Origin of the sequence: Thermosynechococcus sp. M98_K2018_005 (assembly GCF_015295825.1) — a bacterium.
In the GTDB taxonomy this organism is placed as follows: Bacteria; Cyanobacteriota; Cyanobacteriia; order Thermosynechococcales; family Thermosynechococcaceae; genus Thermosynechococcus.
Genome location: NZ_DVEH01000098.1, coordinates 1 through 14,972 on the forward strand (window position 1 = coordinate 1; position 14,972 = coordinate 14,972).

The 14,972-nt window shown below is 54.5% G+C and carries 12 protein-coding genes and 2 pseudogenes; 12 read left to right on the plus strand and 2 right to left on the minus strand.

The genetic code is table 11. The features are described 5' to 3' along the window. From IGQ15_RS11530 to IGQ15_RS11550, 5 genes and pseudogenes are all read left to right on the plus strand, one after another. Positions 1 to 234 (plus strand): annotated as a pseudogene (locus IGQ15_RS11530) (DNA (cytosine-5-)-methyltransferase); the annotation flags it as partial. Between the two features lie 159 nt (positions 235 to 393). Continuing rightward, the gene (locus IGQ15_RS11535; protein ID WP_363315860.1) at positions 394 to 1,446 is read left to right on the plus strand and encodes a zinc-dependent dehydrogenase; all 1,053 of its coding nucleotides are present in this window, start codon (positions 394 to 396) and stop codon (positions 1,444 to 1,446) included. Next, positions 1,446 to 1,748 carry a DUF2499 domain-containing protein gene (locus IGQ15_RS11540; protein WP_297051959.1) on the plus strand — a complete coding sequence of 101 codons (303 nt, stop codon included), beginning with the start codon at positions 1,446 to 1,448 and terminating at the stop codon, positions 1,746 to 1,748. Before IGQ15_RS11535 ends, IGQ15_RS11540 begins: the two co-directional genes overlap by 1 nt. Before the next feature lie 197 nt (positions 1,749 to 1,945). After that, entirely contained in the window at positions 1,946 to 3,823 is a 1,878-nt protein-coding gene (locus IGQ15_RS11545; RefSeq protein WP_297051961.1) for a sodium:proton antiporter, read from the plus strand. 132 nt (positions 3,824 to 3,955) lie between these two features. Continuing rightward, positions 3,956 to 5,314, plus strand: a complete 1,359-nt coding sequence (locus IGQ15_RS11550) for an S-layer homology domain-containing protein (protein WP_297051964.1) — start codon at positions 3,956 to 3,958, stop codon at positions 5,312 to 5,314. A gap of 3 nt (positions 5,315 to 5,317) precedes the next feature. On the opposite strand, the gene IGQ15_RS11555 is transcribed toward IGQ15_RS11550, so the two are convergent. Next, positions 5,318 to 6,706 carry an NAD-dependent malic enzyme gene (locus IGQ15_RS11555; RefSeq protein ID WP_297051966.1) on the minus strand — a complete coding sequence of 463 codons (1,389 nt, stop codon included), beginning with the start codon at positions 6,704 to 6,706 and terminating at the stop codon, positions 5,318 to 5,320. A 235-nt stretch (positions 6,707 to 6,941) separates the two neighbouring features. Here IGQ15_RS11555 and IGQ15_RS11560 point away from each other — a divergent pair, with 235 nt between their 5' ends. Genes IGQ15_RS11560 through IGQ15_RS11590 form a run of 7 tightly spaced genes read left to right on the plus strand, consistent with a single transcriptional unit; the run spans position 6,942 to position 14,447 of the window. Further along, the gene (locus IGQ15_RS11560) at positions 6,942 to 7,214 is read left to right on the plus strand and encodes an RNA-binding protein (RefSeq protein WP_297051969.1); all 273 of its coding nucleotides are present in this window, start codon (positions 6,942 to 6,944) and stop codon (positions 7,212 to 7,214) included. A 39-nt stretch (positions 7,215 to 7,253) separates the two neighbouring features. Further along, positions 7,254 to 7,805, plus strand: coding sequence for a DUF3172 domain-containing protein (locus tag IGQ15_RS11565; RefSeq protein WP_363315858.1), 552 nt, complete (start codon positions 7,254 to 7,256; stop codon positions 7,803 to 7,805). An 18-nt stretch (positions 7,806 to 7,823) separates the two neighbouring features. After that, a complete protein-coding gene (locus tag IGQ15_RS11570) occupies positions 7,824 to 8,618 on the plus strand; it encodes an MlaE family lipid ABC transporter permease subunit (protein WP_363315859.1) in 795 nt (264 codons plus the stop codon). Positions 8,619 to 8,629: 11 nt separating this feature from the next. Continuing rightward, positions 8,630 to 9,010 (plus strand): DUF1818 family protein, encoded by a 381-nt coding sequence (locus IGQ15_RS11575; RefSeq protein WP_297051980.1) that lies wholly within the window; start codon positions 8,630 to 8,632, stop codon positions 9,008 to 9,010. A 30-nt stretch (positions 9,011 to 9,040) separates the two neighbouring features. Beyond that, the gene (locus IGQ15_RS11580) at positions 9,041 to 11,929 is read left to right on the plus strand and encodes a GAF domain-containing protein (RefSeq protein ID WP_297051983.1); all 2,889 of its coding nucleotides are present in this window, start codon (positions 9,041 to 9,043) and stop codon (positions 11,927 to 11,929) included. Then, positions 11,926 to 13,716 (plus strand): ferrous iron transport protein B, encoded by a 1,791-nt coding sequence (feoB, locus tag IGQ15_RS11585; protein ID WP_297051986.1) that lies wholly within the window; start codon positions 11,926 to 11,928, stop codon positions 13,714 to 13,716. The genes IGQ15_RS11580 and feoB overlap by 4 nt, the downstream gene beginning before the upstream one ends. Continuing rightward, on the plus strand, positions 13,716 to 14,447 hold the full coding sequence (locus IGQ15_RS11590; RefSeq protein ID WP_297051989.1) for a precorrin-2 C(20)-methyltransferase: 732 nt from the start codon (positions 13,716 to 13,718) through the stop codon (positions 14,445 to 14,447). Before feoB ends, IGQ15_RS11590 begins: the two co-directional genes overlap by 1 nt. Positions 14,448 to 14,616: 169 nt before the next feature. Here IGQ15_RS11590 and IGQ15_RS12115 read toward each other — a convergent pair. Then, positions 14,617 to 14,953, minus strand: a pseudogene (locus IGQ15_RS12115) (Fic family protein); the annotation flags it as partial. Positions 14,954 to 14,972: the final 19 nt, after the last annotated feature.

Below are 14,972 nucleotides of genomic sequence, written 5' to 3' on the forward strand. Positions count from 1 at the left end.
CGCGTACCGCAAAAGCAACAGCGGTTATTTTGGGTGGGCATTCGCAACGACTTGGTGCCCTATGCTCAATTTGCTTGGCCGAGTCCTTGTCCGCAAATGATGACGTTGGCGGACGCCCTCGAAGCTGGGGTTCTCTATGAGAGCGATGTACCTGCCTCCGTAGGTCAGCGTTACCCTGAGCAGAAAGCGGCAATTTTGCAACAGGTTCCCGAGGGGGGTGTTGGCGCGAATTGAATGCCCTTGAAATGAAGTCGCCTCAGCCCACTATTTGCTTGTCGGCAGCAAAACAACTAGAGTTTTCCTTTGCTTGAAGCCGCCAAGGGGTATTATCAAGACTTGCTCTCGGTGCAAGGGACAATTATCTTTAGGGGTGATGAGTTTGCAAAGGTCTCAATGAAAGCCCAAGTGTTCCGAGGGGTGAATCAACTCAGCTACGAAGAGATTCCGATTCCAGAGATTGCTGCCGATGAAGTGCTGGTACGGGTCAGGGTGGTTGGGTTGTGCCAATCGGACATCAAAAAAATTCGCTATCCCCTCTATGAGCCACCTCGTATTTTTGGCCATGAAACAGCGGGTGAAATTGCGGCGGTAGGCGAGGCTGTGACTGGCTGGCAGGTGGGTCAGCGGGTGGTGGTCATGCACCATATTCCCTGTATGCACTGCGCCTACTGCTTGAATGAAAACTACTCCATGTGCCATGTCTATAAGACAGTGACGACAACGGCGGGCTTTATTCCCAGTGGTGGGGGCTTTGCCGAGTATGTGAAGGTGCCGGGGCATATTGTGCAGCACGGGGGCTTGATTCCCATTCCCGATGACATTAGTGATGAAGAAGCAAGCTTCGTTGAACCCACCAACTGTTGTCTGAAGGCAGTCAAGAAAGCGGGCATTGCTCCCGGTCAAACCGTACTGATCACTGGGGCAGGGCCCATTGGCCTGATGTTTATTATGTTGGTGAATCTCTTTGGGGCACGGGCGATCGCCACCGATCTACTGCCCTCCCGAATTGCTAAAGCCAAGGAAGTGGGCGCTGCTGCCGCTTTTGATGCCCGCGATCTAGATCTCAGTGCCAAAGTGCAAACCCTAACCCACGGCTTGGGGGTGGATGTCAGTCTCTTGGCGGTACCTAGTGAGAAGGCCTTTTTCCAAGCTTTAGAGTGTACTCGCAAGGGGGGCAAAATCCTCTTTTTTGCGGAGTTTCCCGATGAGATGGAGATTCCCCTCAATCCCAACATTCTCTATCGCCGCGAGATTGACCTCATGGGGAGCTACAGTTCCTCCTATCGCTTACAGTCGCTGGCCTGCGATATTATTTTTAATCGCCGTATTGATGTCAAAGCTCTCGTGAGCGATCGCTATCCCCTATCAAAACTGGCTGAAGCGGTGGAACAGGCAGTACAGCCGACACCGGCAACCTACAAAATCCTCATTTATCCAGAATCCTAATGCACGCCCTATCAATTCCCACGTGGATGGTGCATATTTCCAGTGTGCTGGAGTGGATGGCGGCCATTTGGTTTGTGGCACAACTGGATCGCCGCTGCCCGAAGCAGGGATGGCGGTGGTTGGCGTGGGCAATGCTACCAGCGTTGGTGAGTGCCATGTGTGCCTGTACGTGGCATTACTTCGATAATGCAGTGACACTGGCTTGGTTGGTGGATCTGCAAGCGCTGCTCACGTTCATTGGCAACTGTACCCTCTGTGGTGCAGCGGCATGGCTGTGGTGGCGATCGCAAAGCGCACTATAGCTGTCCTCTTGAAGTAAAGATTAACAAGATTAATTGAAATTGGCAGTGCTCAAGGACTTCCAGTATCCTGTAATCAGGTTCCCCTGTAATGGGGTGTGACAAATGCAACAGTCTAATACTGAACTTTGACGTAGAACAAGGAGGAACGCTTGCCCGTCAGTCTAGCCCTAAACGTCTAAACCCCTGTGGAGGCTGCGATGGAAAGTAGTGCTGAACTCACCGCCTTGTTCGTCATCGCCGTTGTTTTGGGCATTGGTGCCCAGGTGACTGCCCAGTGGCTACGGCTGCCAAGTATTGTCCTATTGTTACTGGCAGGCATTGTCTCAGGACCCAGTGGCTTGGGGCTGGTCCATCCAGAAGTTTTAGGCGAAGGCCTAGAGGTGTTAGTGCCCCTGTGTGTGGCCTTGATTCTCTTTGAGGGGGGCTTGAGCTTAGACCTTAGCCGCGCTGACCAAGATATTACGGGTAGCCTCTGGAAGCTAGTGACGCTGGGGGGATTGGTTACGTTTGTGGCTGGCGCCATGTCCGCCCATTGGATTGGCGAATTTCCGTGGCAACTGGCCTTTCTCTATGCCTCCCTTGTCGTGGTGACTGGGCCTACAGTTGTTGGGCCTCTGCTGCGGCAAGTGGGGGCAGAGCACAAGCTAGCGGTCATTCTCGAAGGGGAAGGGGTACTGATTGACCCCATTGGTGCCATTTTGGCAGTGATGGTGCTGAACGTCGTTCTCAACCAAGACCTCGGCATGGGGGCGATCGCCCTCGGTATTATTCAGCGCTTGGCGGTGGGTGCCTTGATTGGTGGTATTGGTGGCTGGTGTCTCAATCGCTTCCTGCACCGCGCTTGGTTTTTGGCGGAAGATTTGCGGAACCTGTTGGTGCTTGCAGTGCTGTGGGGATTGTTTTGGGTCTCGGATCAACTGGTGAGCGAATCCGGTTTGATGATGGCGGTGGTTCTGGGGCTGGTACTGCGTTGGTCGGATGTGCCGGGGGGGCGGCTGCTGCGGCGCTTTAAGGGTCAACTGAGTACGCTCTCGATCTCGGTTTTGTTTGTTCTGCTTGCTGCGGATCTCTCGATCGCTGGCCTATTGGAGCTAGGTTGGTCGGGAGTGCTCACGGTGTTGTGCTTGATGTTCCTGATCCGTCCCCTCGCCGTTGTCCTATGTACATGGGGCAGTGATCTCAGTTGGCAACAAAAAGCTTTCCTCAGTTGGATTGCCCCTCGGGGAATTGTTGCAGCTTCAGTGGCTTCTCTATTTTCGATTACCCTCACCAATGCGGGAATTAGTGGGGGGGATGCCATTAAAGGACAAGTGTTCCTGACGATTTTGATGACCGTTTTCGGCCAAGGCTTAACGGCTCGCTGGGTGGCAACGCAACTGAATGTTCGTGCCCAAGGGGCTTCAGGGGTGATGATTGCTGGCTGTACGCCCTTGGGTCGCTTGTTGGCGCGGATCTTGCGCGATCGCGGCGAAGAGGTGGTGATGATTGACACCGATCCCGAGGCCGTCGAACAAGCCCGCCGTGAACACCTGCCCGTCTATCTCAGTAGTGCCCTTGACCTGAATATTTTGCAGGAGGCGGGTATTACTCAGTTGGGCACCTATCTGGCTGTGACGAGTAATACTGAGGTGAATATGGTGCTAGCACAGCGCGTCCTCGAAGAATTTCATCCGCCACGGGTCTTGGCCGCCCTTGAGTTAGAGGATTGCCCCTTGGGGTTGAGTCCAGCCTTTGCCCCACAACTGTCGATCAAAAAATGGAATCAATATATCAACACTGAGGCAGTTCGTCTGGGAGAACTGGTAATTGAGGAGGAGCGATCGCAATTGCAACGCCAGCACCTTGACGCCTTGATACGCTCTGGGAAAGTGCTTCCCCTCCTTGTGGAACGGCCAGCGGGATTGCGGGTGGTGCGAGCCAATGAAGAGTGGCAAGTGGGCGATCGCCTGATTTACCTGCTCCACAGCCCTAAACCCCATACCCTACCCGCTGCCTTAATTTCGGGTTGGCAAATGAATACCCAAGTGGAATCGGTTCTTGTCCCCAGTGAAGCCCCTACTCCCAAGGGAACCTAAGCTACGGCACTGCGTCCATAGACATCAGCAGAGTCAACGATTGACGTGTTTTCCCAATCAAAATTGCTGAGGGGTATCCAAAACCCTCTCAGATAACTTGAATACCCTCTGACTTACTTGGAGAAATTTGCTATGCAGAGCCTAGCACAGCGCAGCTTGGCCGTTTTGAGCTGCGGTTTAATGAGTTCCGGTACCCTTGCCCTGATAGCGGCTGTTCCGGTTCAAGCCCAATCCCGTTTTACCGATACCCAAGGCATCTGGGCACAAGCCTGTATTGACCACCTTGCCAGTCGCAACATTATCAGCGGCTATCCCGATGGCACCTTTCGCCCCTTTGCGGAAGTCACCCGGGCTGAATATGCAGCCATGCTGGGGAAGGCGTTTCCCAATGCCCCAGTGGTGCGTGCCCCCAGTACGTTTAACGATGTCCCCAGCACGTTTTGGGCAGCGAGTGCGATTCAAAATGCCACCCGTACCGGCTTCTTGAGTGGCTACCCCGGCAATGTTTTTCAGCCCAATCAAAATATTCCTCGCGTTCAGGCGATTGTGGCCTTGGCGAGTGGCTTGCAATATCCCACACCGCCTTCTGGGGAGGGCGTCTTAGCGCAGTTCAATGATGCGGCTGAAATTCCCGCCTATGGACGCGCGGGTGTGGCCGCTGCCACCGCTAAACAAGTGGTGGTGAACTATCCCAATGTGCAGTTCTTTAGGCCGAATCAACTGGCCACCCGTGCCGATATTGCCGCATTCCTCTGTCAGGCGACCCGTGCCCCCAGTGCCCAAGCCCTTGTCCCGACGCAGTACATTGCGGGTGTGGCTACCACCTCGCCCATTGCGCTCCCAGCCGGTCAGCAAATTCCGGCTCGTTTCCCCGATGCAGAGCGGATTGTCCTTAGCCCCAATGAAAGTGTGGCGATCCGCTTGGTGACGGCTGCCGATGTCCGCGATAGCCAAGGTCGTGTGGTGATTCCCGTGGGCAGTGAAATTTTTGGCCAGATCCAGCCCGCCCAAGGGGGGTCTCAATTTGTGGCCAATACGGTGGTGATCAATAATCGCCAACTCCCGATCGCTGCTAATTCCCAAGTAATTCGTACGATTCGGGATGCCCGTGACCCCAACATTGGCAATGTCTTCCGCAATGCGGCCATTGGTTCCGCTGTTGCTGCGGGGATTTCTGGCTTGGCGGGAGACCGCAGAATTACGCCCCTGAAAGTGCTCACGGGGACACTGACGGGGGCAGCGATTGAAACCAACCAAGGACGGCCTGCTACCTCTATTATTCGCGATACGCTGATTGGTGCCGCTTTGGCCACCGGTGCTTCTGCGGTGATTGGCGATCGCAAGATTACGCCCGAAAAAGTGATTACCGGTGCAGCCGCCGGTGCCACCATTGGTGGTGCCATTGATCCAGCCGTGCAGCGACTAGTGGTGATTGATGCCAATACGGATTTGGGCTTGACCCTGACTCAACCCTTTACTGTCTCGCCATAGAGACTAGGCACGTGCTAACCCCAGCGATCGCGCGCACTCCTCGACCGCCTTGGCCACTGCTGGTGCCACCCGTGGATCAAACACTGAGGGAATAATATAGGCTGAGTGCAGTTCCGGGGGAGTCACCAAGGCCGCGATCGCTGCTGCTGCCGCGAGGAACATCTCCTCCGTCATGCGGGGTGCCCGACAGGCAAGGGTACCCTTAAACACCCCCGGAAAAGCCAGCACATTGTTGATTTGATTCGGATAGTCACTGCGGCCAGTGGCTACCACCGCCACATGGTCATAGATGAGTTCGGGTTGGATTTCCGGAACAGGATTGGCCATTGCAAAAACAATCGCTTTTTTGGCCATGCGTTGTACCATTGCCAATGTCAGGACGCCGGGGGCACTCAAGCCAATAAAGACATCAGCATCCACAAGGGCATCGGCAAGGGTTCCCGTTTGGGTAACGGCAAATTCCTGTTGAGCGGGGGTCAGGTCTGCCTGCACTGAGAGAATGCCTCGGCGATTGCATAAGATTAAGTCTTTGGCACCAGCTTTGCGCAGGAGTCGTGCCACGGCAATCCCGGCTGCCCCCGCACCGTTAATGACAATGCGCACAGTTTCCAGGGATTTACCCACTAATTGCAGGGCATTCTTGAGGGCAGCAAGGGTGACAATGGCGGTGCCGTGTTGGTCATCGTGAAACACAGGGATATCCAATTCCGCTTGCAGACGGGCTTCAATCTCAAAGCAGCGGGGGGCACTAATATCCTCCAGGTTGACGCCACCAAAGACGGGGGCGATGCGCTTCACGGTGGCGACGATTTCATCCACATCCTGCGTGCTCAAACAGATGGGAAAGGCGTCCAGACCGGCAAATTCTTGAAAGAGCATGGCCTTGCCCTCCATCACCGGTAGAGCAGCCTCTGGACCGATATTGCCCAATCCCAAGACCGCACTGCCATCACTGACAATGGCCACCGTATGGCTTTTGATCGTCAGTTTGTGCACCAATTGAGGATCATCAGCGATCGCCTGGGACACCCGACCCACGCCCGGCGTATAGGCCATCGCCAGATCGTCATATTCTTGCAGAGGATGCTTGCTTCTAACGGTGATTTTGCCGCCCTCATGGAGGCGAAACGTGCGATCGCTCACCTCTAGCACGGTGGCTTGGGTGTCAGATTTCACAGCATTGACAATGGCCTCCGCATGATCGCGGCTGGCAGCCACCACCACCAGTTCCCGTAGGATTGTATTGGCGGTTTTCTCGATAACGGTGATGGAACCCACTTGCCCCTGTTGCCCCCCAATAATCTGAAGAACGGTTCCCAATTCCGTCGGATCCAAGGAAGTCTCTAATCGGAGCGTCAGACTATAGGCAGGTGTCGGGGTCAGTTTAACCATCTAAAAACTTAACGACAAAACGTACCGTCTGATGATAGCACCTCTGACGAGCTTCCGGTTTGGGTGGCAATCGTCAGGGGTGCAGCTTTGCAGGCGGCTAAAATAGCGCGATCGCTGGCACTAATAAGAAAACGTTAATTTTCTTTGCAAGGTGTTGGGTTCTGTAGTCTGGATCGCATGGGGACGGGAAAGCGAGGGGCTATGATGATTGTCAAATTGCTTCTGAGTTCGGGTTATGACACTGTACATCGGCAACCTCTCCTATGAGGCGACAGAAAGCGATCTTCGCGAAGTCTTTGAGAAATATGGTGCTATTCGCCGGATTGTGTTGCCGGTGGATCGAGAAACAGGCAAACGGCGGGGCTTTGCTTTTGTCGAACTGGTGGATGAAACTCAGGAGGCCGCTGCCATTGATGATCTCGATGGTGCAACATGGCTCGGACGGGTGCTCAAGGTCAACAAGGCGAAGCCAAAACAAGCGGGGGGGCAGTCAAACCCTGCCTTCTAAGGGCATACTGGTAGGGAAGTGCTGTTGACTCTTCCTGCTATGCCTCGACGTTCGCCATCGCCACCGCGTCCACGTCCGCAAACTCGTCGGCCTCCCCAGTCAGAATCAAAGTCACCGGTGAATACTCGCACTTTGGCGGTGTTGGGAGGGGTCTTTATTATTGGCGTCGGTGTGGGTGTCACCTTTAGCAAAACCACGACCCTCAACCCTGATAACGTGGCCTCAACGCAGTTTATTGATCAGGCGGCACCCAATCCTGATATTTGTGTGCAATTTGGTGCGAGCGCGATCGCGGTGGATACGCGGATTTTTGTGACGTTTAACCCCTTCTCGGTTTTTGTTTCCCAGCCCTTCATGCAGCCGGGCTGTGTGATTCGCGCCAATAACGTCGCCCTTTTAGAACAGCGACAACTGATTACGGGTGAACAATTGCGCAGTTGTCGGCAGCGGCTGAATACCTTTGGCTATGTGGGCAACCTTGAAGGCAAACCTGAAATTAGCTGTGTTTATCAGAGCACAACAGATAAAAACCTCTTCCTCAAACTCTCAGGCTTAGGTAATGGTGCGGCGGGTGAAACCGGTAATTTCTAGGACCCAACAATGAAGGCGATGAAGTGGCCACGGCTGCGCTGGAGTGGAGGTCAGGGCATACAACGCTTGGGTACAGCCTTTCTTTTAGCGGGCCAAGTCGTCTTTTATTTGGTGCGGGGGCGGATTGCTCTGCGTAATTTGATCGAGCAAATGGCCTTGGTGGGGCCTGCCTCCCTTAGTGTTGCCCTGATTACAGCGGCTTTTGTGGGCATGGTGTTTACGATTCAGGTCGCCCGTGAATTTATTACCTTTGGTGCCACCTCTGCGGTGGGGGGCGTACTGGCGATCGCTCTTGCGCGGGAACTAGGGCCGGTGCTGACAGCGGTGGTACTCGCCGGGCGGGTTGGCTCCGCCTTTGCGGCTGAAATTGGCACCATGAAGGTCACTGAGCAAATTGATGCCCTCTATATGTTGGGCACGGATCCTGTGGATTATCTGGTGGTGCCACGGTTTATTGCCTGTGTGCTAATGTTGCCCATTCTCAATATCTTGGCACTCGTAACGGGGCTGTGGGGGGGCTTGATTATTGCCGATTATCTCTACGGCATTCCCCGTGGGGTCTATATTGAATCCATTCAGAACTTTCTGCAAACTTGGGATTTGTGGAGTTCAATTATCAAGTCAGGGGTTTTTGGGGGTGTGGTGGCCATCATTGGCTGCAATTGGGGCATGACAACCACAGGGGGCGCCAAGGGGGTTGGTCAATCCACCACGGCGGCTGTGGTGATCTCGCTGTTGGCGATCTTTATTCTCAACTTTTTCCTGTCTTGGGCCCTCTTTGGCGGCAACAGTAGCCTCGTACCGACGTTTTAAAGGGCTAGCCTATGGAACTGCGGGTGGGGGAAGGCTGGCGGGTGGGCTGGCGCAACGATCAATCCTATGCAGGGCTGGTGGGCGCTGAGAATTGGGCCACAGAACTTACCGCAGCCGAATTCAAGGCATTTGTGGATTTATTTCGCCAACTTCACGGGCAGCTTTTGGCGATCGCCCCCGAATTGATGGTAGAGGAAATGATTACCCTCAGTGGCAGCAACGACGCGGTGCATTTGGAATTGGAGGGCTATCCCCATGCCTATAGCCTGCATCTGATTGTGTTGGGCGATCGCCGAGTTGAGGGGACATGGCCTGCCCCTGTGCCCCCAGACTTTCTCCTTGCCTGCTGTGAGTTGCAGCACAGGATTGCGGAAGGGCAAAGTTTAGAATAGAAGACATCCTTCTCGGTTGCGATCGCCCCTATGACCTCTGCCAAATCCTCGAAGGTCAGCCCCGCTTTGGCGGCACTGGTCAACACCATCAAACAGTTACAACAGCAAGAGCAAATTGGCGGACTCATTGCTCCCTTGGTGAGCTTTGTCCAAGAAACCCTCGGCATGTCCTTTGTCTGGTTGGGGCTGTACAACGAAACCGCCAAACAACTCATCGGTCAAGGGGGCACCACGCCTGTTGGTGATCATTCCTTTCTCAAGCAGAAACTGACCCTTGCCGCCGGTAGCCTTCTCGATCAGGTGTTGATAAACCGCAAGCCCATTAGTTTGCCCAGTCTCAAGGAGGAAGCACGTCTAGCAGAGTTGCGGGAAGCCGCCACCCGTTTGGGCATTCAAGGCACGGCCATCTATCCCATTATCCGCCATCGTCAACCCCTCGGCATTCTCATGCTCGGTTCCACCACATGGGGCGATACCCTGCGGGGGGATGATTTGGCCCACATGAGCCTCTTGGTGAGTGCCCTTGGCGCAGAACTGGAGCGCCTAACAGCTACGCAAGCAACGAAAGCGGCACCAGAAGCAAAGCAAGCGGCTGTTCCCACGATTACCAGTGATGACCCCGTACGCCATCTGCTTCAGGCGGCCAGCCGTGCCACTAGTTTGGGTCAACGCATTGAAGCCCTGTTGCTGGCAGTGCACCAATTCTGTCAACCTCAACGTACCAGCCTCTTTTGGCGAGATTTGGAGCAACCCCTCTATCGGCGGCGCAGTTACACCGTTGGTAAACCCCAGAGTCGCGAGAGCCAGCGGCAACCCTTAGCGATTACGCAGCAGGAGTTAGCAGGTTGTTATACTGCCCTTGCCAGCGGTCAAACGGTGAGTGTCAGCGATAGTCAAAGTGTGGTCAGTGCCACCGCACCCTTACGGTTAATGCAAATGCTGAATTGCCGTGCCCTTGTGGCAACCCCAATTCTGGTGGGCACGGATGTCGTGGGCTTTCTCACATTCGAGCGCAGTGAGCCTTACCCTTGGAATGACAACGAGAAGAAACTTCTCCAAGTCACCGCAGAGCTATTGGCCTTGGCAGCCCCCACTGAACGCCTCGAACACCTCTTGGCACAGACCCAGTATGCCCAAAGCTTGGTGAGTGAGTTGGCGCAGGCCATCTGTGATGAACAGGACTGGAAGCGGGTGCTCCACCGTGCGGGCGAAAAGTTAGCAGCAGATTTGGGGGCACAGTGGGTCTTTTTGCTAACCTATAACTCCCTGACGCAAGCGTTTGATGTTCTGTTTCAGTACCCGGCTCCCCGAGGGCGCGATCGCCATCCGCCCTTCCCGCCGTTACAAAAAATGGATTGGCAACTGCTGGAAACGGCAACAACAGCCATTGCTCTTGAAGACTACAGCCATGAACTGCGCCTCTACTCTTGGAAAGAGGTTCTCGGCAAGCTGAATATCCAGTCCCTTCTGGTGGCAACCACCACGCCCGGCCATTCTTTGGAAGCACTGCTGTTAGTGGGGCGCACTGAACCCACAGTTTGGGGCAAAAGTCAGCAAACCCTGATACAGGCAGTGGCGCGCACCCTTGGCCTCATTAGCCATCAGTGGCAACTGCAAAACACCAATACGCAGCAGGAGCAGGTGCGATCGGCGATGTTGGCGGGTCTGACGGCACTGCAGCGCACCCAAAACCTCGAGCGCATTGAACTGACGGCCTTGCAACAACTGATGAACTTGATGCAGGTGCCCCTTGTAGCCTTAGTAACTTGGCGACCCGGTCAGACGGTTGGCTCGATTGTGGCGCCGCCCCCCGGCCATCCCAAATTTGCCATTCGTAACGAGGCCGAGATTGCCATCTATGAGGATCCGCTGATCCACAGTGCCCTGATGGCCTCCCAAGCCGATGTCACCAGCAATCCCTACGCTAGGTTAATTCAAACCACAGCAGCAGAACTAGATCCGCGTACGCGAGAGTGGCTGTCAGGGCCCGAGATTGGCCAAATTTTGGCGATCGCCCTGCGTACCGACCCAGAATATGAGCCTTCGGGCGTCCTGATTGTTGTTGATCGCCGCGATCGCCGATGGTCAACCTTGCACCTAGAGGCCTTCAGTACCCTTGTCAACCATTTGGCTTGGGCACACCGCAGTACCTCCCTCATTCAAATGCTCACCCAAGGCTGGCAAACCCTTGAAACTCTCAACTGGTACAAGCACCGTCGCCTTGAACAGGTCTATAGTCAACTTGCGAGTCTCTGCAATCAGTTGACGCAATGGGTTCAGGAACACCCTGAGGCGGATCCCCTGCTGCGGCGGTTGGGCACGCTCCTGCAAACCCAGTTGGAATCCCTCCATCCCCTCTTGAGTCATGAGGTGTGGCAACTGGACAAAACGACTGAGACAGCAGGCCTAGCGGTGCTCCTCAAGCGAGTGATGGATCGCATCGAAAATTGGAAGCAGCGCAAACAACTGTGGATTCAAGTTCACAACCAACCTGTCCTCACCCTCAATGGTGACATTAGTAAGCTGGAGTTAATCCTTTATGAGTTGTTGCTTTTTGCCTGCCAGCGATCGCCCTCCCAAGGCCGCATTGACCTCTGGTGCCAACAAATTGAAGGCATGGGTCAGGGGGGCAAAATGCAGTCTTGGCTGGAACTGTCAATCACCGACAATGGGGAAATAGAGCCACAGTTACTCATTAAACTGCACCAACTCGAACATCTCGACTGGCTTGCTCCCTCCAGCCTTGATCAGCCCCCCGGACGACACCTCAAAGTCTGCTTCAACCTGTGCCAACGCCTAGGCTACAACCTCGATATGTATAAATTAGAGGATGGCCGCTTCCTGAGTCGTCTGCTCATTCCCCTCAATAATAGTGACACGGGTACCTTTGAATTGCAATCTTCACAGCCGCGCCAATGACCCTAAGCACGATCGCCCTTCTCGGCCTCCCGAACACTGGTAAATCCACATTTTTCAATCGCATTGCCGCAGCCCGTGCCCATGTCGGCAACTGGCCGGGGATGACGGTGGACTTAGCAGAAGCCGAGATTTCCCTTAATGGTGAAATGGTTAAACTGGTAGATTTGCCGGGCATCTACGATCTGGCGGGGACGGCTGCCGATGAAACCATTGTGCGTGAGTTTTTCCAACGGGTGCCGGTGCGGCTGGTGTTGGTCATTCTCAATGCTAGTCAGATTCAGCATCAATTGCGTTTAGCCCTTCAGGTCAAGGCTTGGGGCCTACCAATGGTGGTGCTCCTGAATATGGCCGATGAAGCACGGCAACTGGGGATTCAGATTGATACCAAGAAATTGAGCGATCGCCTTGGGGTGCCGGTGGTAGCGCTCAGTGCCAAATACGGTGGCGGTTATTGGGAGGCCTACGAAACAATTTGCTATGCCCTCAAGGAAGCCCCGATTCCCCAAGACCCGCTCTTCAAGCCAACATTGCCAGAGCTTGATGCGGAGGCGATCGCACCCCTATTGGCAGGCACCGTGACTTTCCCCAGTCGCACCGTTCGCAGACTGACAGAGCAATTGGATCACTGGTTGCTACACCCCCTGTGGGGACTGCCCCTCTTTTTTCTAGGGCTATACCTTGTCTTTGAAGTGGTGTGGGTGCTGGGGCTGGGGGTTCAAGGCTGGCTCAGTGATACCTTTGAAGCCTTTCAGGGACAGGTGCTGGAGCCATTCCTCACGGGACTGCCCCCTTTGCTCAGCAGTTTGCTCATTGAGGGCATCTATGGCGGTATTGCCACGGTAGCAGCCTTTGTGCCCTTAGTCACCATCTTCTTTATTGTGATGGCGATCGTTGAGGACAGTGGCTACCTTGCCCGTGCCGCCTACCTGATGGATGGCTTGATGGCACGCTTGGGTTTGGATGGACGCAGCTTTGTCCTCACCTTGATGGGCTTTGGCTGCAATGTCCCCGCCCTGATGGCCACCCGCATTATTCGCTCGCCGGGGCTGCGGCTGCTGACGATGCTGATCATTCCTTTTTCCCTCTGTTCAGCACGACTACAGGTGTTTGTCTTTCTCATTGCCTGTTTATTTCCCCTGCAGTGGGGAGCAGCCGTTCTGCTGTCCCTCTATGGCTGGAGTATTCTCGCGGCCTTGCTCACTGCCCTCTGTTTTCAGGGCTATTTCCCGAATACGGATCCCTTTTTGCTGGAGTTGCCCCCCTATCGCTGGCCAACGGGGCGACAAGTGTTTCTGCGGGCTTGGGGCGAGGTGCGGCATTTTCTCTCGCGGGCCACGGGTTTCATTATGATAGGTGTCTTGGTGGTGTGGGCATTGACCCATTTGCCCCTGAATGCAACGCCGTCAAGTTCAGAGACCTGGGCGGGTCAACTGGGGACAGCACTACAGCCGCTTTTGGCACCGGTGGGCATTACACCTGCCCTGACGATCGCCCTCATTGTTGGCTTTGTGGCCAAGGAGATTGTGATTGGTGCGTTGGCAGTGATCTATCACCTTTCGGGTGCCTCGTTACAGCAGGCGATCGCCCAAGATTTAACGCCCTTGCAAGCTTACAGCTTTATGCTTTTTACACTCTTATACACCCCCTGCTTGAGCACTCTTGCCACCCTCTGGAGTGAATCGAAACGCGGTCAATTTACGATTTTTGCGACCCTCTATGCCCTAGTAATGGCGTGGGTGGTGAGTGGCAGTGTCTATCAACTGGGGCACTGGTGGGGATGGGGCTAATGGCCACCCTTTGCGGCATTGGCGTAGGCCCCGGCGATCCCGAACTCATTACCCTCAAGGGTTGGCGACGCCTACAGCAAGCAAGGGTGATTGCCTTTCCTGCGGGACTACAGGGACGGCGCGGTATTGCCGAGGAGATCATTTCCCCCTACAAAGAACCCCAGCAAATTTATCTGCCTCTCGAATTCCCCTACGTTCTTGAAGAAGATGTTCTGGAACAGGCATGGCAAAAGGCGGCAGAGCAAGTCTATGCATACCTCGCTCAGGGCAGTGATGTGGTCTTTGTGTCTGAGGGGGATGTCAGTTTCTACAGTACGTTTTCCTATCTAGCGGCAGCCGTCCAGAGCCTTGACGCCCATATCGCGATTGAAGTGATTCCGGGAATTTGCTCGCCTTTGGCAGCAGCGGCTAGCTTAGGGGTGCCTCTGACCTTGGGGAGCGATCGCCTAGCGATTTTGCCAGCGATGTACCACGGGGATGACCTCGACCGGGTGTGGGCATGGGCGGAGGTGGTGGTTTTAATGAAGGTGCGATCAGTTTATGGCCACGTCTGGCATTGGCTCAAGGAACACAACCTCTTAGAACAGGCGGCAGTGGTGAGCTGGGCAACAACGCCTCAACAGCAAATCTACACCCCCCTGACGAACGATCCAGAGTTAACCCTGCCCTACTTTTCGCTGCTCATTGTTTGGAAGCGGCGCCCCATCTTGCAGAATTTCCTAAGTGCTTAAGTCTGTACAACGCTACCCAATGATTCTTTATCGGTTCCACGGGGGTGGAGATCAAGTGTTGTGAATTCTCCTAGAGTGTCTCTGTACCTTATCTCCCTCTAAACGTACTTGATCTAGGAGTCGGTAGTATTCCCTTTAATTTTAGAGATGGATAGCCATGTCCTTTCCCGTGCAAGAATCTCTCCAAATCAGTCATGCAGTCCTGAATATAGGCGGGTGGGGGAGGTACAAAGTGAGCATTTCCTGGTCGAGTACCACCAATCCAGTTTTGAGTATGCCGAAACTCCCCCGGTGCTTTTTCACTGCCACGGCCACTGGAAAGTAAAACACCCTGCATCTAGCTCAAAAAGTAGTAACTGAGTGAGGGATGATTGTGTACCCTCAATTTGTACTGCTGACGGGAAGCGTTTAGCTCCAGTGCAGGGTAGGGGGAAGGGAATAAAAGCTTGTATCTGCTCCCCGGCTACTTGGGTGATTGCATACTGTCCTGTTAGCCCACGCCCCATAGTTGGTTGGCTTACTTAT